Annotated in this window: 22 protein-coding genes; 13 read left to right on the top strand and 9 right to left on the bottom strand. The window is 71.3% G+C overall.

The window, feature by feature from the left end:
- The first annotated feature begins 28 nt into the window (after positions 1 to 28).
- From ACWFR4_RS11460 to ACWFR4_RS11450, 3 genes are all read left to right on the top strand, one after another.
- Positions 29 to 1,417 (top strand): aldehyde dehydrogenase family protein, encoded by a 1,389-nt coding sequence (locus ACWFR4_RS11460; protein ID WP_453456623.1) that lies wholly within the window; start codon positions 29 to 31, stop codon positions 1,415 to 1,417.
- A 14-nt stretch (positions 1,418 to 1,431) separates the two neighbouring features.
- Positions 1,432 to 2,514, top strand: a complete 1,083-nt coding sequence (locus ACWFR4_RS11455; RefSeq protein WP_453456626.1) for a Zn-dependent alcohol dehydrogenase — start codon at positions 1,432 to 1,434, stop codon at positions 2,512 to 2,514.
- Between the two features lie 196 nt (positions 2,515 to 2,710).
- Positions 2,711 to 4,039, top strand: coding sequence for an MFS transporter (locus ACWFR4_RS11450; RefSeq protein WP_453456628.1), 1,329 nt, complete (start codon positions 2,711 to 2,713; stop codon positions 4,037 to 4,039).
- On the opposite strand, the gene ACWFR4_RS11445 is transcribed toward ACWFR4_RS11450, so the two are convergent.
- The 3 genes from ACWFR4_RS11445 to ACWFR4_RS11435 all read right to left on the bottom strand — a co-directional run bounded on the left by ACWFR4_RS11445 (position 4,005) and on the right by ACWFR4_RS11435 (position 6,564).
- A complete protein-coding gene (locus tag ACWFR4_RS11445) occupies positions 4,005 to 5,060 on the bottom strand; it encodes an urea transporter (RefSeq protein ID WP_453652077.1) in 1,056 nt (351 codons plus the stop codon). The two genes, ACWFR4_RS11450 and ACWFR4_RS11445, sit on opposite strands and share 35 nt — an antisense overlap.
- A gap of 102 nt (positions 5,061 to 5,162) precedes the next feature.
- Entirely contained in the window at positions 5,163 to 5,873 is a 711-nt protein-coding gene (locus tag ACWFR4_RS11440; RefSeq protein WP_453652075.1) for an ArsR/SmtB family transcription factor, read from the bottom strand.
- A 43-nt stretch (positions 5,874 to 5,916) separates the two neighbouring features.
- Positions 5,917 to 6,564 (bottom strand): TetR/AcrR family transcriptional regulator, encoded by a 648-nt coding sequence (locus ACWFR4_RS11435; protein ID WP_453652073.1) that lies wholly within the window; start codon positions 6,562 to 6,564, stop codon positions 5,917 to 5,919.
- A 79-nt stretch (positions 6,565 to 6,643) separates the two neighbouring features.
- Here ACWFR4_RS11435 and ACWFR4_RS11430 point away from each other — a divergent pair, with 79 nt between their 5' ends.
- The 3 genes from ACWFR4_RS11430 to ACWFR4_RS11420 all read left to right on the top strand — a co-directional run bounded on the left by ACWFR4_RS11430 (position 6,644) and on the right by ACWFR4_RS11420 (position 8,926).
- Positions 6,644 to 7,795 carry an acyl-CoA dehydrogenase family protein gene (locus tag ACWFR4_RS11430; protein WP_453652071.1) on the top strand — a complete coding sequence of 384 codons (1,152 nt, stop codon included), beginning with the start codon at positions 6,644 to 6,646 and terminating at the stop codon, positions 7,793 to 7,795.
- 127 nt (positions 7,796 to 7,922) lie between these two features.
- A complete protein-coding gene (locus ACWFR4_RS11425) occupies positions 7,923 to 8,213 on the top strand; it encodes a YiaA/YiaB family inner membrane protein (RefSeq protein ID WP_453652069.1) in 291 nt (96 codons plus the stop codon).
- Positions 8,214 to 8,287: 74 nt separating this feature from the next.
- Positions 8,288 to 8,926 (top strand): TetR/AcrR family transcriptional regulator, encoded by a 639-nt coding sequence (locus ACWFR4_RS11420; RefSeq protein ID WP_453652067.1) that lies wholly within the window; start codon positions 8,288 to 8,290, stop codon positions 8,924 to 8,926.
- A gap of 12 nt (positions 8,927 to 8,938) precedes the next feature.
- Here ACWFR4_RS11420 and ACWFR4_RS11415 read toward each other — a convergent pair whose 3' ends face one another.
- On the bottom strand, positions 8,939 to 9,400 hold the full coding sequence (locus ACWFR4_RS11415; RefSeq protein WP_116503845.1) for a MaoC family dehydratase: 462 nt from the start codon (positions 9,398 to 9,400) through the stop codon (positions 8,939 to 8,941).
- Between the two features lie 125 nt (positions 9,401 to 9,525).
- Between ACWFR4_RS11415 and soxR the strand changes: the two genes are divergently transcribed.
- Positions 9,526 to 9,993: a redox-sensitive transcriptional activator SoxR gene (soxR, locus tag ACWFR4_RS11410; RefSeq protein ID WP_453456648.1), complete on the top strand. Its 468-nt coding sequence runs from the start codon at positions 9,526 to 9,528 to the stop codon at positions 9,991 to 9,993.
- Positions 9,994 to 10,004: 11 nt separating this feature from the next.
- Here soxR and ACWFR4_RS11405 read toward each other — a convergent pair whose 3' ends face one another.
- Together ACWFR4_RS11405 and ACWFR4_RS11400 are read right to left on the bottom strand one after the other, a co-directional pair.
- Complete coding sequence (locus ACWFR4_RS11405) at positions 10,005 to 10,667, bottom strand: response regulator (protein WP_453652065.1); 663 nt, start codon at positions 10,665 to 10,667, stop codon at positions 10,005 to 10,007.
- Complete coding sequence (locus ACWFR4_RS11400; RefSeq protein WP_453652063.1) at positions 10,664 to 11,878, bottom strand: sensor histidine kinase; 1,215 nt, start codon at positions 11,876 to 11,878, stop codon at positions 10,664 to 10,666. Before ACWFR4_RS11400 ends, ACWFR4_RS11405 begins: the two co-directional genes overlap by 4 nt.
- 132 nt (positions 11,879 to 12,010) lie before the next feature.
- On the opposite strand from ACWFR4_RS11400, the gene ACWFR4_RS11395 reads away from it, so the two are divergent.
- The 3 genes from ACWFR4_RS11395 (at position 12,011) to ACWFR4_RS11385 (ending at position 14,411) form a co-directional block, all read left to right on the top strand.
- Positions 12,011 to 12,949: an ABC transporter ATP-binding protein gene (locus ACWFR4_RS11395; RefSeq protein WP_453652061.1), complete on the top strand. Its 939-nt coding sequence runs from the start codon at positions 12,011 to 12,013 to the stop codon at positions 12,947 to 12,949.
- Complete coding sequence (locus tag ACWFR4_RS11390; protein ID WP_453652059.1) at positions 12,946 to 13,788, top strand: ABC transporter permease; 843 nt, start codon at positions 12,946 to 12,948, stop codon at positions 13,786 to 13,788. The genes ACWFR4_RS11395 and ACWFR4_RS11390 overlap by 4 nt, the downstream gene beginning before the upstream one ends.
- 110 nt (positions 13,789 to 13,898) lie before the next feature.
- Positions 13,899 to 14,411: a hypothetical protein gene (locus tag ACWFR4_RS11385; protein WP_453652057.1), complete on the top strand. Its 513-nt coding sequence runs from the start codon at positions 13,899 to 13,901 to the stop codon at positions 14,409 to 14,411.
- A 94-nt stretch (positions 14,412 to 14,505) separates the two neighbouring features.
- Here ACWFR4_RS11385 and ACWFR4_RS11380 read toward each other — a convergent pair whose 3' ends face one another.
- Complete coding sequence (locus tag ACWFR4_RS11380) at positions 14,506 to 15,108, bottom strand: hypothetical protein (protein ID WP_453456663.1); 603 nt, start codon at positions 15,106 to 15,108, stop codon at positions 14,506 to 14,508.
- A gap of 257 nt (positions 15,109 to 15,365) precedes the next feature.
- Here ACWFR4_RS11380 and ACWFR4_RS11375 point away from each other — a divergent pair, with 257 nt between their 5' ends.
- A complete protein-coding gene (locus tag ACWFR4_RS11375; protein WP_453652055.1) occupies positions 15,366 to 18,221 on the top strand; it encodes a penicillin acylase family protein in 2,856 nt (951 codons plus the stop codon).
- Positions 18,222 to 18,265: 44 nt separating this feature from the next.
- Here the strand turns inward: ACWFR4_RS11375 and ACWFR4_RS11370 are convergent, their stop codons facing one another.
- Positions 18,266 to 19,591 (bottom strand): MFS transporter, encoded by a 1,326-nt coding sequence (locus ACWFR4_RS11370; protein ID WP_453456669.1) that lies wholly within the window; start codon positions 19,589 to 19,591, stop codon positions 18,266 to 18,268.
- A gap of 84 nt (positions 19,592 to 19,675) precedes the next feature.
- Positions 19,676 to 20,926: an exo-beta-N-acetylmuramidase NamZ family protein gene (locus ACWFR4_RS11365; RefSeq protein WP_453652053.1), complete on the bottom strand. Its 1,251-nt coding sequence runs from the start codon at positions 20,924 to 20,926 to the stop codon at positions 19,676 to 19,678.
- 149 nt (positions 20,927 to 21,075) lie between these two features.
- Between ACWFR4_RS11365 and ACWFR4_RS11360 the strand changes: the two genes are divergently transcribed.
- Positions 21,076 to 21,843: an SDR family oxidoreductase gene (locus ACWFR4_RS11360; protein WP_453456675.1), complete on the top strand. Its 768-nt coding sequence runs from the start codon at positions 21,076 to 21,078 to the stop codon at positions 21,841 to 21,843.
- Positions 21,840 to 23,507 carry a class I adenylate-forming enzyme family protein gene (locus ACWFR4_RS11355; RefSeq protein ID WP_453456678.1) on the top strand — a complete coding sequence of 556 codons (1,668 nt, stop codon included), beginning with the start codon at positions 21,840 to 21,842 and terminating at the stop codon, positions 23,505 to 23,507. The genes ACWFR4_RS11360 and ACWFR4_RS11355 overlap by 4 nt, the downstream gene beginning before the upstream one ends.
- Positions 23,508 to 23,520 lie beyond the last annotated feature (13 nt).

Here is a 23,520-nt window from a genome sequence, read left to right as displayed (position 1 = left end):
TGGACGCGGCACCCCGGGAGGAACAGCCATGAAGGCCCACGACGGGATGTACATCGGCGGCGAGTGGCGGGCCGCCGCGGGCACGGACACGATCGCGGTGGTCAATCCCGCGGACGAGCAGGTCATCGCCCATGTCCCGGCGGGCGTCGCCGAGGACGTCGACGCCGCCGTGTTCGCCGCCCACGAGGCGTTCCCCGCCTGGGCCGCGACCCCGCCCGCCGAGCGCGCCGCGAGAATCGCCGCCCTGCGCGACGTCCTCGTCGCCCGCAAGGACGAGATCGCCGAGACGGTCACGGCCGAACTCGGCGCGCCCCTGCAGTTCTCGCAGATGGTGCACGCCGGCGTGCCGATCCTGGTGGCCGGCTCGTACGCCGAACTCGCCGCCTCGTACGCCTTCGAGGAGAAGGTCGGCAACTCCACCGTCTACGCCGAACCGGTCGGCGTCGTCGGCGCGATCACGCCCTGGAACTACCCGCTCCACCAGATCGTCGCGAAGGTCGCCCCCGCGCTCGCGGCGGGCTGCACCGTCGTGCTCAAGCCCGCCGAGGACACCCCGCTGACCGCCCAGCTCTTCGCCGAGGCCGTCCACGAAGCGGGCATCCCCGCGGGCGTGTTCAACCTCGTCACCGGCCTCGGCACCGTCGCCGGCCAGGCGCTCGCCGCGCACTCGGGCGTCGACCTCGTCTCCTTCACCGGCTCCACCGCCGTCGGCAAGCAGATCGGCGCCACCGCGGGCGCGGCCGTCAAGCGGGTCGCCCTCGAACTGGGCGGCAAGTCCGCCAACGTCATCCTGCCGAGTGCCGACCTCGCCAAGGCCGTCGGTGTCGGCATCGCCAACGTCATGGGCAACTCCGGCCAGACGTGCAGCGCCTGGACCCGCATGCTCGTCCACACGTCCCAGTACGACGAGGCCGTCGCGCTCGCCGCCGAGGCCGCCGCCAAGTACGGCGACCGCATCGGCCCGCTCGTCAACGCCAAGCAGCACACGCGCGTGCGCGGCTACATCGAGAAGGGCGTCGCCGAGGGCGCCCGCCTCGTCGCCGGCGGCCCCGAAGCCCCGCGCGAGCAGGGCTACTTCGTCAGCCCGACCGTCTTCGCCGACGTCACCCCCGAGATGACCATCGCCCAGGAGGAGATCTTCGGCCCGGTCGTCTCGATCATCCGCTACGAGGACGAGGACGACGCCCTGCGCATCGCGAACGGCACCGTGTACGGCCTCGCGGGCGCCGTCTGGGCGGCCGACGACGCCGAGGCGGTCGCGTTCGCGCGCCGCATGGACACCGGCCAGGTCGACATCAACGGCGGCCGCTTCAACCCCCTCGCCCCGTTCGGCGGTTACAAGCAGTCCGGCGTCGGCCGCGAGCTGGGCGCGCACGGCTTGTCCGAGTACCTCCAGACCAAGTCCCTCCAGTTCTAGGAGCTCCGCGCCTCATGGTCCGTGCCGCTGTACTGCCCGCCGTCGGCTCTCCCCTGGAGATCACGGAGATCGACCTGCCCGAGCCCGGCCCCGGCCAGGTCCGGGTCAGGCTCACCGCCGCCGGGGTCTGCCACTCCGACCTGTCCCTGACCAACGGCACGATGCGCGTGCCCGTCCCCGCCGTGCTCGGCCACGAGGGCGCCGGCACGGTCGTCTCCGTCGGCGAGGGCGTCACCCATGTCGCGCCCGGCGACGGCGTCGTCCTCAACTGGGCGCCCGCGTGCGGAAAGTGCCACGCCTGCTCGCTCGGCGAGGTGTGGCTGTGCGCCGACGCCCTCACCGGCGCCGGCTCCGTGTACGCCCACCGCTCCGACGACGGCAGCGACCTCCACCCCGGCCTGAACGTCGCCGCGTTCGCCGAGGAGACCGTGGTCGCCGCCAACTGCGTCCTGCGCGCCCCCGAGGGCGTCCCCCTCACCGACGCGGCCCTCCTCGGCTGCGCCGTCCTGACCGGATACGGCGCCGTGCACCACTCGGCGCGGGTCCGCGAGGGCGAGACGGTCGCCGTCTTCGGCGTCGGCGGGGTCGGCCTCGCCACGCTCCAGGCGGCCCGCATCGCCGGCGCCTCGAGGATCATCGCCGTGGACGTCTCCCCGGAGAAGGAGGAGCTGGCCCGCAAGGCCGGCGCCACGGACTACGTCGTGGCCTCCGAGACCACCGCACGCGAGATCCGCGGCCTCACCGGCAAGCAGGGCGTGGACGTCGCGGTCGAGTGCGTGGGCCGCGCCGTGACCATCCGTACCGCGTGGGAGTCCACGCGGCGCGGCGGCCGCACCACGGTCGTCGGCATCGGTGGCAAGGACCAGCAGGTCACCTTCAACGCCCTGGAGATCTTCCACTTCGGCCGCACGTTGTCCGGCTGCGTCTACGGCAACTCCGACCCGGCGAAGGACCTCCCGGTCCTGGCCGAGCACATCCGGGCGGGCCGCCTCGACCTGAGCGCGCTCGTCACCGAACACATCGCCCTCGACGGGATCCCCGCCGCCTTCGACAACATGGTCGCGGGCAAGGGCGGACGGGCGCTGGTCGTCTTCTAGACCTGCGTCCCATGACCCCGGCCGCCCCCGCGCGGCCGGGGCCGAAGGGCTGCCCGCACTCGGCAGGCGCTTTCCCATGCGCAGGCAAAAGCTACTGACGCGCAACCCGTTGACCCGCGTACCGTCCGGTCAGTATGTTCCCGGGACCGCGGCGCCGCGGACCGTCCCCTCCCCGCAGTCACCGGAGTGTGCACGCATGGACACGGCACCATCCGCTCGCCCCGCAGCGACCACTTCCCCCGAAGCCGAGACCCGTGCCCGACGAAAGGTCGCCACCGCCGCCGCGCTCGCCTCGGCCGTCGAGTGGTACGACTACTTCGTCTTCGGCATCGCGGCCGCCCTCGTGCTCGGCGACCTCTACTTCCCCTCCGGCAGCTCGTCGGCGGGCGTGCTCGCCGCCTTTGCGACCTTCGCCGTCGGCTTCCTGGCCCGCCCGCTCGGCGGGGTCATCGCCGGCCAGCTCGGCGACAAGCGCGGCCGCAAGCCCATGCTGGTCCTCGCCCTGACCCTGATGGGCCTGGCCACCACGGGCATCGGCCTGCTCCCCACGTACGACACGATCGGCGTGGCCGCGCCGATCCTCCTCGTCGTCCTGCGGGTCGTGCAGGGCCTCGCCGTCGGCGCCCAGTGGGGCGGCGCGATGCTGATGGCCACCGAGTACGCCCCCGAGGGCAAGCGCGGCCTCTACGGCAGCCTCGTGCAACTCGGCGTCCCCATCGGCGTGGTGACCGCCAACACCGTCTTCCTCGTCGCCGGCGCCCTCACCAGCGACAGCGCCTTCACCGCGTGGGGCTGGCGGCTCCCGTTCCTGGTGGGCCTGCTCGTTCTGGCGCTGGCCTGGTACATCCACGCGAAGGTCGAGGAGACCCCCGAGTTCAGGGCGGCGGAGGCGGAACTGGCGAAGGAGGAGGCGGACCGCTCCCGTTCCCCGCTGCGCAGGATCCTGCGCGAACACCTCGGCACGGTCTTCCTCGCGGGCGGCTCCTTCGCCGTGAACACCGCGACGTTCTACATCATCATCACGGGAGTCCTCGACTACACGACCCGTGAACTCGGCATGAAGCGCGAGGCCGTCCTCACCGTCTCGCTCTGCATCAGCCTCACCCAACTCGCCCTGATCCCCGCGTCGGCGGCCCTCTCCGACCGCATCGGACGGCTGCGGATCTACGCACTCGGCGCGGCGGGCCTCGTCGTGTGGGCCGTGCCGATGTTCCTGCTCATCGACACGGGCTCACTGCTCTGGCTGGCCGTCGGCACCTTTGTCACCAGCTGCTTCCTGAGCATCATGTACGGGCCTCAGGCCGCGCTGTTCGCCGAGCTGTTCACCGCCGAGATGCGTTACACGGGAGCCTCGCTCGGCTACCAGATCGCGGCCGTGTTCGGCGGCGGACTCGCGCCGTTCGTGATGGTGCTGCTCCTGGAGGCGACCGGCACGTCGATGGCCGTCTCCGGCTACATCATCGGGCTCGGCGTGATCGCCCTGATCTCCATCAAGGTGCTTGCGGGGCGGGCGGCTGCGCGCTGACAGCGCCCGCAGACATCGGCTCCGGCGCCGCGGGTGCCGGGGCCGATGTGCGCAGTCCGGGGAAGGAGCGGGCCGCTGCCAGGAAGGCGAACGTCGTCAGGACGAACGGCCAGGTGAACGTGTGCCCGCCGGACGGCGCGAACACCGCGGCCATGGCCGGCGTCGCGGCCGTCGCGGTGAACGCGCCCACCACGGCGTACCCCAGAGTGCGCGGGCCCGCCTCCAGGAACACCCCGCACAGGGCCAGCGCCACGAGGATCGCGTTGTAGCCCATGGTCCCGTCGGCGATCTGCGCGGCGGGAGCGCCGAGCGCCCACGCGGAGAGGATCCCGGTGAGGCTGCCCACGCACGCCACGACTGCGGCCCGGCGGCTCGCGACGAGGAGCGCGGCGAGCACCAGCGCGCCGACGTACCACTGCGGCATGAAGAAGACCTCGGCGAAGCCGGTGAAGAACCCGTGCCACAGGTCGGAGAAGCCGAGCGAGGTCGGCCCTGTCGCCGCGCTCGTGAGGGCGGCGAGGCCGTCGCCGTGGTGCCAGATCCGCTCGAACCCCGGTGCCCCGGCGGTCATCGCGCTCGCGAGGAGGCAGTAGGGGAGCGTCAGCGACGGCAGGTTCCACACGCCGAGCAGATTGACGACGGCCGCGGTGACGACGGTGACGACGACGCAGCCGGCCGCCGCGAGGAGCGCGGTCGACAGATGGTCGGCGCCCAGGAACACCGCGAAACACAGCGCCGTCAGACAGGCGTTGAAGCCCTCGAGGCCCGTCGAGACGCGCTCGCGGTCCGCGCCGAGCAGCCGCGAGGTGGCCGTGCCGAGCGCCGTTCCCACGATCGCGTAGAGCCCGTACTCCCATCCCGCCGCGAACAGCGCCACGGTGAGCAGCGCACCGGCCGGGACTCTGGACAGAAAGACGACCTGAGCCTGCCCGCGCAGGACCTGAACGCCGAACTGCCTACAATCCCCGCCCCGATCAAGGGGTGATATGCCAGCAGTTGGGCCGTTCTTGGCCTGCAGCATCCCGCGCTCCCGTGTTACGTCCCTGTTTCACCGAGCAGAACGGACGCACTTTACAGACATCACCTGAAGTCCGGAAGAAGGGGCGGTTGCCGTACATCGCCGCTAGCGCAGCGCCCCCGCCTCGATGCCCAGCGCGGCGCCGAACGCCCGCTCCCCGTCCGGCGTGACCTTCACGGCCCGTTCGGACCCGATCCGCACGACCCAGCCCGCGTCGAACGCGTGGCTGCACAGCGCCGCGCCCGCCGTCCCCGCGAGATGCGGCCGGCGCTCGGTCCAGTCCAGGCACGCCCGCGCCATGGGCCGCCGCCCCGACCGCTCGAGCTCGATCCCCAACACCCCGAACAGGGCCACCCCTTGCGCGGTCAGTGCGAACCCCGTATCCGTGCGCAGATCACCGCGCCGGACCAGCGCGTCCGTGAGGGCGATGCCGAGACGGCCCGCGAGATGGTCGTAACAGGTGCGCCCGCGCGCCATCGCGTCCCGCGCGCTCACCGCCCGCAGGGTCTGCGGCCGCTCCCCGCCGTCCGGCGCCGCGTACGCCGCGAGTTCCTCGACGAGCCCCGCCACCCGCGCGTCCGCGAGCCGCACATAGCGGTGGCGCCCCTGCCGCTGCTCGGCGAGCAGGCCCCCCGCGACGAGCTTGCCCAGATGCTCGCTCGCGGTCGAGGCGGCCACGCCCGAGTGCCGTGCGAGCTCACCGGCGGTCCACGCCCGACCGTCGAGCAGGGCGAGCAGACAGGCGGCGCGGGTCTCGTCGGCCATCAGTGCGGCGAGCGCGGCGAGGCGCGGTGCGCCGGGTTCCCTGGACTTCATGGGTCAAGCATGCGCCCGGCACGGTTCGGTGGCGGCCGAAACGTCAGTGCAGCGCCGCGACCTGCTCGTACTGCTGCGCGAGCCCGTCGAGGAGCGCCCGCAGGCCCGTCTCGAAGGACCGCTCGTCGATCAGCTCCTGGCGGTCGGCGAGCAGATGCGCCTGGCCGAGGTGGGGGTAGTCGGCGGGGTCGTACGCCGTCTCGTCGTCGACGAAGCCCCCGGCGAACGAGCCGAGCGCGGAGCCCGTCACGAAGTACCGCATGAGTGCGCCGATCGACGTGGCCTGCGCCGGCGGCCAGCCCGCGTCCACCATCGAGCCGAACACGGCGTCGGCGAGCCGGAGTCCCGCGGGCCTGCGGCCCGGCCCCTGGGCGAGCACGGGAACGATGTTCGGGTGCTCGAGGAGAGCCGCCCGGTAGGAGACCGCCCAGTCGTGCAGGGAGGTGCGCCAGTCGCGCCGGTCCGTGGGGTCGAACATCGACAGGTCGACCTGCGCGCTCACCGAGTCGGCGACCGCCTCCAGGATCTGGTCCTTGGTGCGGAAGTGGTTGTAGAGCGAGGGACCGCTCACGCCCAGTTCGGCGGCGAGCCGCCGTGTCGAGACGGCCGCGAGGCCCTCGGCGTCGACGAGAGAGAGTGCCGCCGTGACGATGCGGTCTCTGCTCAGGAGGGGCTTGCGCGGTCGGGCCATGCGGCACATAGTAGGGCTGTCAGCCAAAAACTAGCAGTGCTAATTTAGTGCTCATTCACTTATGCCTGAGGTGTGGTCCATGAATCTGGAGCTCAGCGAGGAGCAGGCGGCCGTAAGGCAGCTCGCCAGGGACTTCGTGGCGCGCGAGATCACCCCGAACGTCGTCGGCTGGGACCGTGCCGAAGAGGTCGACCGCGGCATCGTCAAGAAGCTCGGCGACGTCGGCTTCCTGGGCCTGACCATCGACGAGGAGTACGGCGGCTCGGGCGGCGACCACCTCGCGTACTGCCTGGTCACGGAGGAGCTGGGGCGCGGCGACTCGTCCGTGCGCGGCATCGTCTCCGTCTCGCTCGGCCTGGTCACCAAGACGATCCAGTCCTACGGGACCGAGGAGCAGAAGCGGGAGTGGCTGCCGCGGCTCACGGCCGGCGAGGCCCTCGGCTGCTTCGGACTCACCGAGCCCGGCACCGGCTCCGACGCCGGCAACCTCACCACCCGGGCCGTCCGTGACGGCGACGACTACGTGATCAACGGCTCCAAGATGTTCATCACGAACGGCACCTGGGCCGACGTCGTCCTCCTCTTCGCCCGCTCCACCGACGCCCCGGGACACAAGGGCGTCACCGCCTTCCTCGTCCCCACGGACACCCCCGGCCTCACCCGCCGCACCATCCACGGCAAGCTCGGCCTGCGCGGCCAGGCCACCGCCGAGCTGGTCCTCGAGGACGTCCGCGTCACCGCCTCCGCGATGCTCGGGCCCGAGGGCAAGGGCTTCTCCATCGCCATGTCGGCGCTCGCCAAGGGGCGCATGTCCGTGGCCGCGGGCTGCGTCGGCATCGCGCAGGCCGCGCTCGACGCCGCCGTGGGGTACGCGGCGGAGCGCGAGCAGTTCGGCAAGTCCATCGCCTCGTACCAGCTGGTGCAGGAGCTGATCAGCGACATCTCCGTCGACGTGGACGCCGCGCGCCTGCTGACCTGGCGCGTCGCCGACCTCATCGACCGAGGCGAGGACTTCGCGACGGCGGCCTCCAAGGCGAAGCTCTTTGCCTCCGAGGCCGCGGTGCGCTGCGCGAACAACGCCCTCCAGGTCTTCGGCGGCTACGGCTACATCGACGAGTACCCGGTCGGCAAACTCCTGCGCGACGCCCGCGTCATGACTCTCTACGAGGGCACCAGCCAGATCCAGAAGCTCATCATCGGCCGTGCGCTCACCGGCGTGTCGGCCTTCTGAGGTCGGGCTGTCGAGTCCGGCTTCCGAGTCCTGCTGTCGAGTCGGACTTCCGAGCCCGGCTTCTGAGTACGTTTCTGAGTACGCGAGCGGATGGGGGTGCGCCCCCGTCCGCTCCATGCTGTCGCCCATGAGTGACACACCGGTCAAGCACGGGACCACCAACGCCTTCTACGGACAGGCCGTCGCCTCCTTCGCGCTCGCGCTCGTGGCGACAACCGTCGGTATCTACCGCATCGACGCCAGCGGCTGGGTCCGCGGCTTCCTCGCCATCGCCGTCCTCTATCTGACGACCTCCGCGTTCACGCTCGCCAAGGTGATCCGGGACCGTCAGGAGGTCGATCAGGTCGTCAGCCGTATCGACCAGGCCCGCATCGACAAGATCCTCGCCGAGCACGACCCCTTCAAGCCCGCTGCCTGACGTACGGAACTAAGCGCTCGCTCACCTCTAGGGGTATGGTGTTCGTCCTGTCCACGGGAGGATGTGAGCGAGCGATGAGCGCGGAGCGGCACGGCCAGAACGAGGCTGCCACGGACGACATGTCCTGGGCCGAGGTCACCCCGGACGCAGCCAGGCGGCTGCTGATCGCCGCCGTCGAGGCGTTCGCGGAGCGTGGCTACCACGCGACCACCACCAGGGACATCGCGAGCCGGGCCGGCATGAGCCCGGCCGCGCTCTACATCCACTACCGGACCAAGGAGGACCTGCTCCTCCGTATCAGCCGCATCGGCCACGAGAAGGCCCTGGAGATCCTCAAGGACGCGGCCGCCCAGGAGGGCACCGCCGCCGAGCGGCTCTCCGAGGCCGTACGGTCCTTCGTCCGCTGGCACGCGGCACGCCATCTGACAGCGCGCGTCGTGCAGTACGAGCTGGACTCGCTCGGCGAGGAGCACCGGCCCGAGATCGTGGCCCTGCGCCGCGAGAGCGACGCCACCGTGCGCGAGATCCTCAACGACGGTGTGAAGGCGGGGGAGTTCGACGTCCCGGACCTCCCGGGCACCACGCTGGCCGTGCTGTCGCTCTGCATCGACGTGTCGCGCTGGTTCAACACGGAGGGCCGCCGGACGCCCGACGAGGTCGGCGCGCTGTACGCCGACCTCGTCCTGCGGATGGTGGGGGCTCGGACCTGCTGAGCCCCGAAGGGCTCAGAGGTAGTAGCGGGACACCGACTCGGCGACGCACACCGGCTTCTCGCCGCCGTCGCGCTCCACCGTGAAGGCGACCGAGACCTGGACGCCGCCGGGCACGTCGTCGACGCCGGTGATCTTCGCGGTGGCGCGCAGCCGGGAGCCGACCGGCACGGGGGCGGGGAAGCGGACCTTGTTCGTCCCGTAGTTCACGCCCATCTTCATGCCGTCGACCTTGATCAGCTGCGGTCCGAAGAGGGGGAGCAGCGACAGGGTCAGATAGCCGTGCGCGATCGTCGTGCCGAACGGCCCGTCCTTGGCGCGCTCGGGGTCGACGTGGATCCACTGGTGGTCACCCGTGGCGTCCGCGAACTGATCGATCCGCTTCTGCTCGATCTCGACCCAGTCGCTGTACCCCAGCTGCTCGCCCACCGCCGCGCGCAGCTCGTCGACCGTCGCGAAAACCCTCGGCTCTGCCATGTCCTGGCCTCCCATGTTTGCACCATGTGCGGATGTCTAACGTGGATGTCTAAGCGCTTGCTCAGCATGCTAGGGAGGGCGACCTCTGTCAACGACGGCAGGGTCGGCCCAGTAGGCTCGGCACAGTGCCCCAGATTCCAGTGAAGATCCACGAACTCACCGTCGGTCAGCTGTCGGCGCGCAGCGGAGCCGCCGTCTCGGCCCTGCACTTCTACGAGGCCAAGGGCCTGATCGGCAGCCGCCGCACGACGGGCAACCAGCGCCGCTACCAGCGCGACACCCTGCGCAGGGTCGCGTTCATCCGCGCCGCGCAGCGCGTCGGCATCCCGCTCGCCACGATCCGGGACGCGCTGTCCGAACTGCCCGAGGGGCGCACCCCGACCCGTGAGGACTGGGCGCACCTCTCCGAGGCCTGGCGCTCCGAACTGGACCAGCGCATCACGCAGCTGGGCCGCCTGCGCGACCATCTGACCGACTGCATCGGCTGCGGCTGTCTGTCCCTGGAGAACTGTGTGCTCTCGAACCCGGACGACGTGTTCGGCGAGCGCCTCACCGGGTCGCGCCTGATGAGGGAGAACCGGGAAGGCGCCTGAGGGGCCGCCGCTCAGCGGGGCGCGGAGACCAGCCCCGACTCGTAGGCGATGATGACGAGTTGGACCCGGTCCCGGGCGCCCAGTTTGGTGAACAGGCGCGCCACGTGCGACTTGGTCGTGGCCACGGTGATGTAGAGCTCGTCGGCGATCTCGCTGTTCGACCGGCCGAGCCCCACCAGCTTCAGCACCTCGCGCTCCCGCTCCGTGATGCCCTCGACCGGGCGCGGCGGGCGGGCGGGCGACGGCCCGGGGAGCGCGACGAAGTCGGCGATGAGGCGGCGCGTGATCCCCGGCGCGATCAGCGCGTCCCCCGCGGCGACGACCCGGATCGCCGCGAGGATGTCGTCGAGCGCCATGTCCTTGACCGCGAAACCGCTCGCGCCGGCGCGCAGCGCGCCGTAGACGTAGTCGTCCTCGTCGAAGGTGGTCAGCACCAGCACACGGGTCGCCCCCGGGCCCGACGTGACCAGGCTCGTGGCCTCGATCCCGTTCATGCCCGGCATCCGGATGTCCATCACGATCACGTCAGGACTGACCTCCTTCGCCAGCCGGACCGCCTCCTCACCGTTCGCGGCCTCCCCGACGACCTCCAGATCGGGGGTGTCGGCGATGAGGACGCGCAGCCCGGAGCGTACGAGCGGCTGGTCGTCGGCGAGCACCACGCGCACGGTCATCGGGCGTCCGCCCCGGCCGCAGCGGCGTCGTCCGTCGCCGTCGGCTCCGGCAGCGGCAGCCGCGCCGCGACCCGGAAGCCCCCCTCGGGCCGCGGCCCCGCACCGAACTCCCCGTGCAGCAGCGCCACCCGCTCCCGCATCCCGGTGATCCCGAACCCCACGCCCGGCCCCGCGCTGCGCATCCCACGCCCCTCGTCGACGATCTCCACGGACAGCTCATCCTCCCCGAATCCGACGCTCACCCGGCACCGCCCGGCGCCCGAGTGCCGCACCACGTTCGTCAGCGCCTCCTGCACGATGCGGTACGCCGACAGGTCGATGTCAGGCGGCAGTTGACGCCGCTGCCCGCTCCACCGCAGGTCGACCTCGACGCCCGCGGCCATGGTCGTGGCGGCCAGGCGCTCCAGGTCGCCGAGGCCCGGCGCGGGTCCGTACGGCGCCGCCCCCGACTCCGCCGGAGGACCCGACCTGCGCAGCGCGACGAGCGTGCGCCGCAGCCCCGACAGGGTCTCCCTGCTTGTGGCCTCGATGGCGCTCAGGGCGGCCCGCGCCTCCAGCGGCTGCGTCTCGATGACCCGGCTGCCGACTCCGGCCTGGATCGCGATGATGCCGATGCTGTGCGCGACCTGGTCGTGCAACTCACGGGCGATCCGCAGCCGTTCGGCCGTGATCGCCTCGGCGACCTCGTGCGACCGCAGCTCATTCGCGTACCGGCGGCGCTCGCTGCCGAGGAGGCCCACGACGCAGGCGGTGACCAGCGCCAGGAGGGCGATCGTCCCGATCACGATGAGGTTGTCGGGCCCGTGCGTGAAGCCGAGGATCGTCAGGCACTGCGTGAGGAACGTGAGGCAGACGGCGACCACCGACGCCCGCAGGGTGCGGGTCGCGACGAAGTACCCGAGCAGGATGTCGACCGCCACGAACGGCACGAACCACACAGGGCCGTGGTACTTGGCCACCGGCGGCAGGAGGGCGGTGACGAGCAGCGTCATGACCAGGGCCGCCGTGGGCCTGCGCCGGATCAGGCCGACGAGCAGGACCGTCGCGAGCGCCGAGCCGCAGGCCGGGAGGATGCCGGGCGCCCTCGGGTCGGCGCTGACCGCGGGGAGCAGCGCCATGAACGGGTACAGGACCGCGCCGATCCAGGTGAGGACCGTACGGGGCGTCCCGTAGGCGTGCTGGGGCGGCGGGGGTATCGAGGTGGCGTCCACACAGGGATCGTAGGTGCGCCGTCCGCTCCCGGCATGAGCCCACGGGCTGCATCCCACGGGTGCATGCCGCCCCAGGGAAGGCCGCCGACGGGCCGATGCGCGCCCCTCACCCGTACCGGCACCGTTGCCCTCGTGATCGAAGTCAGCGAACTCACCAAGCGGTACGGCGACAAGACCGCCGTCGACCACCTCTCCTTCACCGTGCGGCCGGGACAGGTCACCGGCTTCCTCGGCCCCAACGGCGCGGGCAAGACGACCACCATGCGGATGGTCCTCGGCCTGGACGCGCCCACCGCCGGCACCTCCACCGTCGGCGGCGTCCCCTTCCGCACCCACCCGCGCGGCCTGCGCCACGTCGGCGCGCTGCTCGACGCCCAGCAGGTCCACGGCGGGCGCAGCGCCACCGCGCACCTCGGTGCCCTGGCCCGCGGCAACCGCATCCCGGCGAGCCGCGTGGCCGAGGTGCTCGCCGAGGTGGGCCTGACCGAGGCTGCCGGGCGCCGCATCGGCGGGTTCTCGCTCGGCATGAAGCAGCGGCTCGGCATCGCGGCGGCCCTGCTCGGCGACCCTCCTGTGCTGATGTTCGACGAGCCGATCAACGGCATGGACCCGGAGGGCGTGCTCTGGGTACGCGGCCTCTTCCGCCGCCTGGCCGCCGAGGGACGGACCGTCTTCCTCTCCAGCCATCTGATGACGGAGATGGAGAGCACCGCGGACCAGCTCGTCGTGATCGGACAGGGCCGTCTCATCGCCGCCGAGTCCGTACGGGAGTTCGCTGCCCGCAGCACCCGCTTCAGCGTGCTGGTCGCGACGCCGCAGGCCGGCGAGCTGACGGCCGTCCTCACGGCGGCCGGCGCGTCCGTCGAGCCGCACGGCCCGCCGGACGCGGCCAGGATCGCCGTGACCGGGCTGCCGGCCGAGCGCATCGGAGCGCTCGCCTTCGAGCACCGGATCATGCTGCACGAGCTGACCAACCGCACGGCCTCACTGGAGGAGGCGTTCATGGAACTCACCGCCGGCAGCGTCGAGTACCTGTCGGGAGACGCGGGAAAGGCGGGTCAGGCCCGATGACGAGCACGACTGCAACGACGATCGCCGCAGCGGTGGACGAACCGCCCGCCCGCTTCCTCGACCTCGTCGCCGCCGAATGGATCAAGGTACGGTCGCTGCGCTCCACGCCCTGGGTGATCGTCCTGGTCACGCTGGTCGTGACCGGGGTCGCCGCGGGCCGCGCCCTCGCCGACTACAACAACTTCCCGTCCTACAGCGCCCTCGCGCGGCGGGAGCACTCGTTCTCGCTGGGCGACTCCTTTCCGGCGGAGGCCTATCTGACGCTGATGCTCGCCGCCGTGTCCGTCGGCGCGATCGCCGTGGTCAGCGAGTACGGCAGCGGCCTCATCCGCACCACCACCGTGGCCGTTCCCGCGCGCGGCGCGGTGGTCCTGGCCAAGGCAGTCGTGCAGGTCGTCATGTGGACCGTGATCGGGGTGTTCGTCGCCCTGTGCTCGTTCTCCGTCGCGCAGGCCATCCTCAGCGGGCGGTACGACGTGGTCTCCCTCGGTGACCCCAACGCGCTGCGGGCCCTGGCCGCGTCGGCGCTGCTCGCCCCGGTGTGCGCGCTGGTCGGCCTCGGGCTCGGCGTCCTGGTCCGGCACAGCGCCACCACCATGGTCGCGGGCGTCTTCGTCCTGCTCCTGCTGCCGGTGTTCTTCTCGTCCCGCAAGCCGCTGTCCGTCACCTTCGCCAACGCGATGGTGCGCAACGCGTGGCAGCGCCTGGCCCAGATCTACGGAACGCCGGCCGAGGCGTACAACGGGGCCACGGTCGCCGGGAGCTGGACCGTGTTCGTCCTCTGGCCGCTGGTCGCGCTCGCCCTGGCGCTGGTCGTCGTACGGCGCCGCGACGTGTGACGGCGTGCACCCGCACCCGGAGCCGTCCGTCCAGATGTCTTCACGCGCAGGGGAGTTGGGGATGAATGAGGGCATGACGGCATGACGGATCACGGGAACGGGGAGACGCGATGGGACTCGCCATCTGCTCGCTGAAGTACGAGGCCGCACGCTCGGGCCCGCAGAAGATCACCTATGACCGCGACGGCTACCACCTCGTCCGCTTCCCCTACGCGGCGGGCGAGGAGTCGTACGACCCCTGGAAGATGCACGACCCGCCGAAGGGGTCCAAGTACCCGGACGCCCACTCGGGTCTGATCCGGCCGAGTCACGACGGGTGGGGCACCCTGTCCGCGCTGGTCTTCTGGGAACCGGACTCCGGACCGCGCGAGTTCAGGGCGCGCTTCGTGCGCGACCCGCTCGCCGGTTCGACCGGCTACGACTCGACCGCCACGACGGACTCCGCGCCGACCGGCGGCGGTCAGTACCGGTCGTACACCTGGCAGATGTTCTTGCACCCGGGAACCCCGGTCGGCCTGAAGATCTCGGTGCGCGGCGCGGGTGACGCGCTGATCCGTACGCCGCTGATCCTCGCCGAGTTCAAGCTGGCCGTCCAGACGGACGTGATCACACCGAAGGGCTGAGGCAGGTGAGTGGACCGGGGGTGCGGCTCATGGGCGGCACCCCCGTCGTGCTCACGCCTTCGTGCGATCGCAGCCGTGCTCGTGCCGATGCGCTTCACGCCGAGACAAGGACCCGTGCCTGCCAGGCTCCTGCCAGGGACGCGGGGGTGAGGACGGGGCGCGGCACCACGATGCCGCAGTGGGTGCAGACCGGTCCTGACGACGGTTCGTGCGCCAGGTCGTGCTTCCAGCGCAGTGCCGTGCCGGTGCAGACGGGACAGGCCGTGCCGGGCTCGCGCTCCAGGGCCGCGATCAGCCGGTTCAGAACCTCCGCGAGAGGTTCGGAGGGATGCACCATCGGGTCGTCGCACCAGGCGACGCCGAAGCCGCCCCAGGTCAGCCGGTGCCAGTCGTCGACCGTGCCCGGTCTGCGCAGCCCGTCGTGCTTCTCCTTACGGCGGCGCTCCGCGAACTGCGTCTCGTACGCGAGCCAGACCGCCCGCGCCTCCTCGAGCTCGTCGAGCGCGGCCGTCAGCCGCGCCGGCTCGGGTGACCGGTCCTCGGGGTCGAACCCGGCCCGCGAGCACAGGTGGTCCCAGGTCGCCCGGTGCCCGTAAGGGGCAAACCGCTCCAGGCACTTGCGCAGCGAGTACCGCCGCAGCGCCAGATCATTGCGCGCGTCGCGCGCCTGTCTCGCCAGACTCCGGAATCCGGCCATCGCCCTGCACCTCCGTCACACGTACATGTACTTCGGCGTCGTCGTCGAACGGACGTCGCCGAATAGACGTATCGACACTCGATTCGGATCCATGCCGCTCCATCCGAATTCCGATGGACTCCATCAGCGGCACCTCCTGGGGCCCGTTCGCCCCAGGGGGTCGCGTGTGGCGATTCCGAAAAGGTGACGCATGTTCATCTCCAGTCGGCTGCCTACCGCCGGTAACCTCCGGCGCACCATCGTCGGGAGGATCAGGCATGCGACGGCGCACCATACGAACCACCCAGCACAGAAGCCTCCGCAGAACTCTCAGGCGCACGGCCGCCACCGCGGTGTTCGTCCTCACGGCGGGGCTGCTGTCCCCGGCCGGCGGGGCGTCCGCCGCGGAGCCGGCACCGGCGCCCGACTACTGCGCGGGCCGGTGCGCGGACATCCTGCCGCCCGGCGCGAACGGCAGCGCCACGCTGGCCGAGATCCTCGGCCACCGTCTCTTCGGCACCCAGCCCGCCCACGCCGACGATCAACTCGGCCCCTACGACGCGCTCGCCGCCGGGTACCCGTCCCTGACGGACGACACCCTCACCCAGTTCTTCAACGACTCCTCCTTCGGGGTCCCCGATGGTCAGGTCGGTTCCGTCACGCGCCCCCGCGACGATGTGACGATCACCCGTGACAAGAAGAACGGTGTACCCCATGTCAAAGGTTCCACGCGCTACGGAACAGAGTTCGGCGCCGGCTACGCCGCAGGTCAGGACCGGCTCTGGCTGATCGACCTGTTCCGGCACATCGGCCGCGGCGAGCTCACGTCGTTCGCGGGCGGCGCCCTCGCCAACCAGGGACTCGAGCAGGAGTTCTGGCCGCAGGCCCCGTACACCGAGCAGGACCTGGAGAAGCAGGTCGAGTACATCAGGACCACCCAGGGCGCCCGTGGCAAGCAGGCCATGGACGACGCGCAGGCCTACATCGACGGGCTCAACGCCTATCGCGAGAAGTCGAAGAACGGCCGCTACTTCCCCGGCGAGTACGTCCTGACCGGCAAGATCGACGCGATCACGAACGTGGGCGAGATCCAGCCGTTCAAGGTGACCGACATGATCGCGCTGGCCTCCGTCGTCGGCGGCCTCTTCGGGGGTGGCGGCGGGGGAGAGGTCGGCCAGGCCCTCTCGCTCCTGTCGGCGCAGCAGAAGTACGGCGTCGAGCGGGGCACCGAGGTCTGGGAGTCCTTCCGCGGGCGCGACGACCCCGAGGCCGTGACGACCATCCACGACGGCACGAGCTTCCCCTACGGCGCCAAGCCCGGGAAACCGCGCGGCGAGGCGCTGCCCGACAAGGGCACCGTCGAGAGCGAACCGCTCGTCCACGACCGTGAGGGCTCGGCCAAGCCGGCCGAGGCGGGGCGCAGGACCCCGGTCAAGGCACCGGCGAAGCTCAAGCCGCTCCAGGGCATGTACGACAAGGGCGTGCTGCCCGCGGACATGTTCAGGAACTCCGACTCCAAGAAGGGCATGTCCAACGCCCTCCTCGTCTCCGGCAAGCACACCGCGTCCGGCCACCCGGTCGCCGTGTTCGGCCCGCAGACCGGGTACTTCGCCCCGCAGCTCCTGATGATGCAGGAGCTCCAGGGTCCGGGCATCAGCGCGCGCGGCGTCTCGTTCGCGGGCGTCGGCATGTACATCCAGCTCGGCCGTGGCCAGGACTACGCCTGGTCGGCGACCTCGGCGGGCCAGGACATCACGGACACGTACGCCGTGGAGCTGTGCGAGCCGGACGGCGCGAAGCCCACCCGGCAGTCCACGAACTACCTGTACCGCGGCACCTGCACCCCCATGGAGAAGCTGGAGAAGAAGAACGCCTGGAAGCCGACCCTCGCCGACTCCACGGCGGCAGGCTCCTACCGGATGCAGGTCTTCCGCACGAAGTACGGCATCGTCACGCACCGTGCGACGGTCGGCGGCAAGCCCGTCGCGTACACCTCACTGCGCTCGACGTACCGGCACGAGGCCGACTCCATCATCGGCTTCCAGATGCTGAACGACCCGTCGTACGTGAAGGACGCGGCGACCTTCGAGAAGGCCGCGCAGCACATCAGCTACGCCTTCAACTGGTTCTACGCCGACTCGCGTGACATCGCGTACTACAACAGTGGCGCCAACCCGGTGCGCGCGGACGGTGTCGACGCTTCCTTCCCGGTGAAGGCCGAAAAGGCCTACGAGTGGCGGGACTTCGACCCGACGGACAACACGGCCGCGTACGCGCCGCCGTCCCAGCACCCGAACTCCGTCGACCAGGACTACTACGTCTCCTGGAACAACAAGCAGGCCAAGGGGTTCGGCGCCGCCAACTTCAGCCTCGGCGCCGTGCACCGCGCCGATCTGCTCGACGGGCGCGTGAAGCGGCTCGTCGCCGAGGGCGGCGTCACCAGGGCCTCGCTCACCCAGGCCATGGAGGAGGCCGCCCTCACGGATCTGCGGGGTGAGCAGGTGCTCCCCGAGATCCTCAAGGTCATCCGCAGCAAGCCCGTCGACGACCCCGCCCTGAACAAGGCCGTGGAGCAGCTGGAGGCCTGGCGCAAGGGGGGCGCCCAGCGCAACCAGACGTCGGCCGGTTCGCACACCTACGCGCACCCGGACGCCGTACGCGTCATGGACGCCTGGTGGCCGCTCCTGGTGAAGGCCGAGTTCGAGCCCGGCCTCGGCAGCGACCTGTACGGGGCGCTCACCGGCGAGCTGACCATCGACGAGTCGCCGTCCGCCGGCCACGGCCCGACCGGCGCGCACGCGGGATCGGCGTTCCAGTACGGCTGGTGGGGCTATGTGGACAAGGACCTGCGCACGGTCCTCGGGCAGCCGGTGAAGGGCAAGCTCGGCGCCGCCTACTGCGGCGGCGGCAAGCTCGACACCTGCCGCGACGCCCTGCTCGCCACGCTCGTGCAGGCGGTCGCCAAGCCCGCCGCCGAGGTCTACCCCGGCGACGACGCGTGCAAGGCCGGCGACCAGTGGTGCTCGGACACGATCATCCATCGGGCGCTCGGCGGCATCACGCACCGCGGGATCCAGTGGCAGAACCGTCCGACGTACCAGCAGGTCGTCGAATTCCCGTCGCACCGGCCGTAGTTCAGCCGCTTCCATGGGGCACGCACATGCGTGCCCCATGGGGGTCACCCCAGTTCGCGCTCCCGCGTCTCCGGCAGGGCGAGGACGCAGAGCAGGGAGACGACGGCCATCGCGCTGACGTACCAGCCCACCGAGGACGAGCCGAACTCGCCCTGGAGCCGCGTCGCCACGAGCGGCGACACCGCGCCGCCGAGCACCCCGCCCAGGTTGTACGCGAAGGACGCCCCGGAGTAGCGCACGCGCACCCCGAACAGCTCGGGCAGGTACGCGCCCATCGGCCCGTACACGACCCCCATGCAGAACAGCGCGCCGCCCAGGGCGAGCGCGATCAGCACGGGCTGCCCGGTGTCCATGAGCGGGAAGAGGACCAGGCCCCAGACCACCGCGAGCCCGGCGCCGGCCAGCACGAGCCGGCGGCGCCCGCCCGCGTCCGAGCGGGTCGCGGCCAGCCAGGTGCCCGCCGCGAGGAAGAGGCAGGCGACGAGCGAGACCGCGAGCATCGTGTTGCGCGGGACACCGAGGGTCGTCGTGCCGTAGGCGAGGCAGTACGTGGTCGCGGTGTAGAAGAGCCCGTACGCGACGACCATGCCGCCCGCGCCGAGCAGGATCTCGCGGGGGTGGCGCTTGAAGACCTCGAGCGCGGGGGCCTTGCTCGCCTCCTGCTCCTTCATCACCTTCGCGAACACCGGCGTCTCACTGATCTTCAGCCGTACGAAGAGGCCGACGGCGACCAGCAGGAAGGAGAGCAGGAACGGCACGCGCCAGCCCCACGAGTGGAACGCCTCGTCGTCGAGCGTTGTCGACAGGATCCAGAAGATGCCGGTCGCCGCGAAGAAGCCCACGGACGGGCCGAGTTGGGGGAACGCCGCGAAGAGACCGCGCTTGCCGCGCGGCGCGTGTTCCACGGCGAGCAGTGCCGCCCCGCCCCACTCGCCGCCGAGTCCCACGCCTTGGAGGAAGCGCAGCAGCACGAGCAGCAGCGGCGCCCACACGCCCAAGGTGCTGTATCCGGGCAGCAGGCCGACGCACGCCGTCGACAGGCCCATCAGGAGCAGCGAGGCGACGAGGACGGACTTGCGGCCGACGCGGTCGCCGAAGTGGCCGAACAGGAGCGAGCCGACGGGGCGGGCCGCGAAGGCCACCGCGTACGTCGAGAAGGACGCGAGGGTCGCGTTGAGGGAGGAGAGGTTCGGGAAGAACGCCTCGTTGAGGACGAGGGCGGCGGCCGTTCCGTAGACATAGAAGTCGTAGAACTCGATCGCGGTCCCGATGAAACTGGCGACGGCCACGCGGCGCAGGCTCTCGGGGCTGTCCCCGTCAGAATCCGCGCCGGTGACCGTGTTCTGCCTGGTGGAGTCATCTGTGAGCACGTACTGAACTGTGGTTGTGCGTGTACATGGCAGTCAATACGCGAAACGGGTCGTCCCGTATCGCGAGACGATACGTGCCGGGCCCTACTTGTACGCCAGGTACCGGCCGCGCACCGCCCGGAACGCCGCAAGCTCGCCCTGCCAGGCCGCGACCACCTCGTCCGTGGACGCCCCGGCGTCGATCATCGTCCGCACCTGGGTGGACCCCGTGAGCTTGTCGATCCAGTTGTCCGAGCGCCAGGCGAAGCCGCCCCAGGACTTCTTCGCCGTCACCAGGAGCGCGATGCCGGTGCGTACGGGGTCGTACGCGGCCCGGTCCCTGACGTGGATCTGCACGCCGCCGATCGTCTTGCCCTGGAACTTGGAGAAGGTCGGCGCGAAGTACGCCTCGCGGAAGTCCACGCCGGGCAGGTGGAGTTCATTGGCGGCGGCCGCCCAGCGCCCGTCGACGTCTTCGGCGCCGAGCAGTTCGAAGGGGCGGGTCGTGCCGCGGCCCTCGGAGAGGTTCGTACCCTCGAACAGGCAGGTGCCCGAGTAGACGAGCGCGGTGTCGGGGGTCGGCATGTTCGGGCTCGGCGGCACCCACGGCAGCCCCGACGCGTCGTAGAAGTCGCGCCGCTTCCAGCCCGTCATCCGGACCGTCTCCAGCTCGACGGGCTTCGCCAGGTACTCGCCGTTGAACAGACGGGCCAGCTCCGTGACCGTCATCCCGTGGGCCTGCGAGATCTCGCGGCGGCCGACGAACGTGGCGAACTCCTTGTGCAGGACGGGCCCGTAGGCGTTCCGGCCGGTCACCGGGTTGGGGCGGTCGAGCACCACGAACTTCTTGCCCGCGAGCTGCGCGGCCTCCATGCAGTCGTAGAGCGTCCAGATGTACGTGTAGAAGCGAGCGCCCGCGTCCTGGATGTCGAAGACGACCGTGTCGACACCGGACGCGGTGAAGACGTCCGCCAGCGCCTGCCCGCTCTTCAAGTAGGTGTCGTAGACGGGCAGTCCGGTCGCCGGGTCGTCGTAGCGCCCCTCCGAGCCGCCCGCCTGTGCCGTGCCGCGGAAGCCGTGCTCGGGCCCGAACACCGCGGTCAGCTTCACGCGTTCGTCGGCGTGCATCACGTCGACGATGTGCTTGACGTCGCGCGTGACGCCGGTCGGGTTCGTCACGAAGCCGACCTTCTGCCCGGCGAGGATCCGGTATCCGTCGGCCGCTAGCCGCTCGAAACCGGTGCGGAGCCGGCCGCCGTCCTTCTCCGCGGCGAGCGCGGGGGACGCCGCGCCCGCCGTGGCGGCCACCGCCGAGGCGGTGGTGGCGGCGAGCAGGCTCCGTCTGGACACGTTCATGTGGTGACCTCCGTGATCGCGGAAGGTGGCATGTGCACGCACGCTAGCGTGCGCCGCGCCCCCGCGGAACGAAGCCGACCGCCGACACCTCTTCCGTTGAGCTGACCGACTGCTTAGTCTGTGACGGGAAGTCGAGTCAAGGGAGACCGATGGTGGACAGCCTGCACGGCACGGGGGTCGTCGTCACCGGCGCGGGAGGCGGCATCGGAGCCGCGCTCGCCCGCCGCTTCGCCGCTTCGGGAGCGCGCGTCGTCGTGAACGACCTGGACGCGGGGAAGGCCAAGGCGGTGGCGGACGAGATCGGCGCCACGGCGGTGCCGGGCGACGCGTCCGAGATCGTGCCCGAGGCGCTGGACGCCCTGGGTGGCACCGTGGACGTCTACTGCGCCAACGCGGGGCTCGCCTCCGGCGGCACCGAGGACGCCGACGAGCAGATCTGGGCCGACGCCTGGGACGTCAACGTGATGGCCCACGTCCGCGCCGCGAAGGCCCTGCTGCCCGGCTGGCTGGAGCGCGGCAGCGGCCGCTTCGTGTCCACCGTCTCCGCGGCCGGACTGCTCACGATGGTCGGCGCCGCGCCCTACAGCGTCACCAAGCACGGCGCGTACGCCTTCGCCGAGTGGCTCTCCCTCACCTACCGCCACCGCGGGCTCAAGGTCCACGCGATCTGCCCGCAGGGCGTGCGTACGGACATGCTCACCGCCTCCGGATCGGCCGGGGAGATCGTCCTGGCGCCGACCGCGATCGAGCCCGAGGACGTCGCCGACGCGCTCTTCACGGGCATGGCGGAGGACCGATTCCTGATCCTCCCGCACCCCGAGGTCGCCGGGTACTACGCGGCGAGGGCCGCGACGCCGGACCGCTGGCTGTCGAACATGAACCACATCCAGCAGAAGTGGGAGGCGGCACAGAAGTGAGCTCCTCGATCTACGCGGCCAAGCCCTGGCTCGGGCAGCTCTCCGAGGCCCAGCGGGCCCCGGTCACCCCGGCCGACTCCGTGCTGCACGCCTTCCGCGCCGCGGTCCGCACCGCCCCCGACCGCACCGCCGTCGCCTACTTCGACGGCCGCCTCAGCTACCGCGAGCTCGACGAGCTCAGCGACTCCGTCGCCGGGCACCTCGCCGCGCGCGGCCTCGAGCGCGGCGACCGCGCCGCCCTCATGCTGCAGAACTCCCCGCACTTCGTGATCGGCCTGCTCGCCGCCTACAAGGCGGGCGCCACCGTCGTCCCGGTCAACCCGATGTACAAGTCGGGCGAGGTCACCCACGTCCTGCACGACGCCGACGTGACCGCCCTGATCTGCTCGGACCGGGCCTGGGAGGCGTATCTGCGCGGGACCGCCGCGGACTCTCCCGTACGGATCGTGCTCACCGCCTGCGAGCTGGACCTCCAGACGCGGGGCGACGAGCGGGTCCTCAAGTTCGAGCGCGTCGAGCCGCAGGCCGAGGACGCCGACGACCTCCTGACGGTCGCCCGCGCGGGCCACGCGGCGCCCGAAGGCCGCGACCCGGGCCCGGACGACATCGCGCTCATCAGCTACACCTCCGGCACCAGCGGCACGCCCAAGGGCGCCACGAACCTGCACCGCAACATCACGTACAACGCCGAGCGCCAGCGCACCGGACTCGGCATCCCCGAAGGCGGCGCCTACTTCGGGCTCGCGCCGCTCTTCCACATCACGGGCATGGTCTGCGAGCTGGTCTCCTCCTTCGCGAATACGGGCACCCTCGTCCTCGCGTACCGCTTCGAGGCCGGTGTCGTCCTGGACGCGTTCGCCGAGCACCGGCCCGCCTATACCGTGGGCCCCTCGACCGCGTTCATGGCGCTCGCCGCGCACCCGGCCGCGACCCGCGAGCACTTCGCCTCCTTCCAGTCGATCTCGTCCGGCGGCGCGCCGGTGCCGCCCGCCCTCGTGGAGAAGTTCCGGGCAGGCTTCGGCCCCTACATCCACAACGGCTACGGCCTCACCGAGTGCACCGCTCCCTGCGCCTCCGTGCCGCCCGGCAAGGAAGCCCCCGTCGACCCCGTCTCCGGCACCCTCGCCGTCGGCGTCCCGGGACCCGAGAGCATCGTCCGGATCGTGGACGACCTCGGCCAGGAGGTGCCTTTCGGCGAGCAGGGCGAGATAGCCGTCCGCGGCCCCCAGGTCGTGCCCGGCTACTGGAAGCGCCCCGACGCCACCGCCGAGGCCTTCCCGGACGGCGAACTGCGCACCGGGGACATCGGCTTCATGGACGCCGACGGCTGGCTCTACGTCGTCGACCGCAAGAAGGACATGATCAACGCCTCCGGCTTCAAGGTCTGGCCCCGCGAGGTGGAGGACGTCCTCTACACGCACGAGGCCGTGCGCGAGGCCGCCGTCGTGGGTGTCCCCGACCCCTACCGCGGGGAGACGGTCAGGGCGTACGTGAGTCTGCGCCCGGGCGCCTCGGTGGGCCCGGACGACCTGTCCGCCTACTGCAAGGAGCGGCTCGCCGCGTACAAGTACCCGCGCGAGGTGGAGATCCTGCCCGAGCTGCCGAAGACGACAAGTGGGAAGATCCTCCGGCGGGAACTGCGTTCTCGTACACAGAACAGCTGATCGCAGGAGAAAG

It is taken from the genome of Streptomyces sp. NPDC055140 (assembly GCF_053607285.1).
Note: the sequence above shows the minus strand (reverse complement) of the source record. Positions and strands in the feature narration are given on the sequence as shown.